This is a genomic window from Actinoplanes sp. NPDC051633 (assembly GCF_040681735.1).
In the GTDB taxonomy this organism is placed as follows: domain Bacteria; phylum Actinomycetota; class Actinomycetes; order Mycobacteriales; family Micromonosporaceae; genus Actinoplanes.
In genome coordinates this window covers 1-2,366 of the sequence record NZ_JBFAZH010001181.1, presented here as the reverse complement: position 1 = coordinate 2,366, position 2,366 = coordinate 1, and the positions used below count along the sequence as shown (strand labels likewise).

The window sequence follows — 2,366 nt, the reverse complement described above, 5'->3', positions numbered from 1 at the left end:
GTCGTCGTTCGCGTCGGTGCTGGCACGACTTGCGGCCGACGCCGCCGACGGCGTGCGGCAGATAGTCGTCGACGCCGAGCGATCCCTGGAGGCCACCGGCGATCCATCGGTGTACGAACGCGTTCCGGCCACCGCGGTGATGCCTTTGGCGGACGTCCGGGTGGCCGAGATACCCGTCCCGCCCGACCCGAGCGGCACCGCCTCCGGAGCGGTGGCAGCCGCAGCGGCTGTTTCGGTCGTCCCCGTCTTCGGCGCATTCGTGGGCGGTGCGCTGGTGTTGACGGCGGCCGCTCTGCTGGGCAAGAGCGCCCGTCGTCGTCGCCGGGAGGAGCTGACGCTCTGGCTGGCCGAACACTGGAACGCCCGGGTCGACGTTGTCGACCGGCACGTGCGGGACCGGCTCGACGACGTCGCCGAGGTGCTGCGCACCGAGCTGCGGCGATACCAGGAGTCGTCGCTGGAGCAGGTGACGAGGGAGCTCCAGACGGCCGACCTGGTCAGGCCCAGCGACTCGGTGTACGACTTCTGGGGCCAGCTGTCGGACGTCAGAGCGGAACTCGACAGGGCCGGCGACGAATACGCGAGCCGGCTCGCTGCCACCGCTCAACCGCTGCCGCCGCCCGATGTGATTCCCACCCCCGGCGGCGGACTGGTCCGGTACGCGATCGGCGCCGACGACTTCGTCATGCTCGACCCCGGTGCGGACGGGACCGTCGTGAGCTGGAGTGGGCACTGCACGCCGGAACAGTTCCTGAATCTGTGCCGCAACCTCGCCGCCGGCGAACCGGAGGCGTACGGCATCGTGACCATCCACGGCGAGAGGATCGCCGGCTGGGGTCCCGAGGTGCTCGATGCCGCCGAGGACCGGATCAGCGGGTGCGACTTCATCCGCTGGGATCTGCCCGACCTCGACATCGCGTTCCACCGCCTCAACCGTGGCCCTGGAGTGCCGCCGTCGGTCGTCATCAGCGCCGTCGGCGTGGATCATTTCGGACCGGAGCTTCGGTGGGTCGCCCGCGAGACCACCCGGCCGGAGGTGGCCGCGGCGGTCCTCGACGTAGCGCCAGGACGTTGGCGGCGGGAGTCGCGCGGCCTCGAAGGGAGGCGACCCTGATGGTGGATCAGCCGAAGCTTCACGAGCCAAGCCCTTGGGCGAAGTGTCACACGAAGGCGGTCAACGAGCCGGGATTCCTGACGGTGCGTACGTTCGTCGCGTGCGCCGCGGACCCGTGCGTCGTCAACGGCGCCGGCGACACCCATCGCGTGCGCGTCACCAGCGATTCGCCGTTGCCGTACCGGGTCGCTCTCCGATCCCGGTGCACCGACGGTGTCACCTTCGTCAACGACGGAGTGCTGGAGAACGTCTGGGCCGAAGACGATGTCTACGTTCCCGCCCGTCGCAGATCCCGGCCGGGTCGCACCGAGGCGGGCCGCGCTCGCGACGTCGACCGGCGTCTCATCGCCTTGCGTCGACGCGACGATGAAGCCATCGAGGTGGCCGTTTCGTGGTCGTGCATAGGCCACTCCGGCGCGGGTGATCTCCGGCCCTCGCTCGTTCTCCAGGTCGATGCCCGGGCAGCGACACCCTGATGAGCGATGCCTTCCCGTTTCTCGCCGCCATCCTGCTGCTCCTGGTCAACCCGCTGCTGACGTCGCGAGCGAGGAAGGAGGTCAAGACCTGGATAGACCGGTCGAAGCCGTACGCGCAGGCCAAGGACGAGGCCATCCCCGACTATCTCTCCGAGAAGGTGGTCCTGGATTATGTCGTGTACGCCGCCGATGCCGTGCAGATCGTCCCGGCCATCGTCCTCACCGCGGTCGGCATGGTGCTCGCGCTCCCCGGAATCTCCCCGCTCGTCGGCGCGGGCGTGATGCTGGTCGTGGTGCTGGCCATCGTCTGGCTCGACACCCGCGTCTCGATGATGTCGCCCTCTGCCTACTTCCGGCAAAAGGTCGCCGGCGTTTCGCTGGTCGCCGGCGTGGGCATCGTGGTCAACACGGCCGGCCTTGCCGTGGTCGCCCTGACCTGACGGCCTGCCGGAACCCCCCGCACTTTGGGCCACGAGACCGCCGCTCGCAGAAAGGTCCGAGACAATGATCGGCCGGTTGGAGAAGACCGTTCTCGACTGTCCCGACCCCAGGTCGCTGGCGCAGTTCTACGCGTCCGTGCTCGGTATGCGGGTCAACGAGGACCACCCGGACTGGGTGGTCATCGGCACCCAGCCGGGCGCTCGCGAGCTGGCCTTCCAGCGATCCCCGGAATGGGTCGCACCGAGCTGGCCCGACCCGCACGGTTCGCAGCAGTTGCACCTGGACATCCGGGTCGACGACGTCGACGCCGCGGAACAGCGGGTGCTCGCGCTCGG

Annotated in this window: 4 protein-coding genes; all 4 read left to right on the top strand. The window is 69.4% G+C overall.

From position 1 onward, the window contains the following. Positions 1–1,114: hypothetical protein (locus AB0M20_RS38705; protein ID WP_364305933.1), on the top strand; the 1,114-nt coding region annotated here is incomplete at its 5' end. Between the two features lie 83 nt (positions 1,115–1,197). Then, on the top strand, positions 1,198–1,590 hold the full coding sequence (locus AB0M20_RS38700) for a hypothetical protein (RefSeq protein ID WP_364305931.1): 393 nt from the start codon (positions 1,198–1,200) through the stop codon (positions 1,588–1,590). Continuing rightward, a complete protein-coding gene (locus AB0M20_RS38695) occupies positions 1,590–2,030 on the top strand; it encodes a hypothetical protein (RefSeq protein WP_364305930.1) in 441 nt (146 codons plus the stop codon). The genes AB0M20_RS38700 and AB0M20_RS38695 overlap by 1 nt, the downstream gene beginning before the upstream one ends. Positions 2,031–2,094: 64 nt before the next feature. After that, on the top strand, positions 2,095–2,366 hold a 272-nt coding region (locus AB0M20_RS38690; RefSeq protein ID WP_364305928.1), incomplete at its 3' end, for a VOC family protein.

What these genes read in the sequence shown, in the direction of transcription:
- AB0M20_RS38695 (WP_364305930.1), top strand. Translation starts at nt 1,590, where the DNA reads ATGAGCGATGCCTTCCCGTTTCTCGCCGCCATCCTGCTGCTCCTGGTC.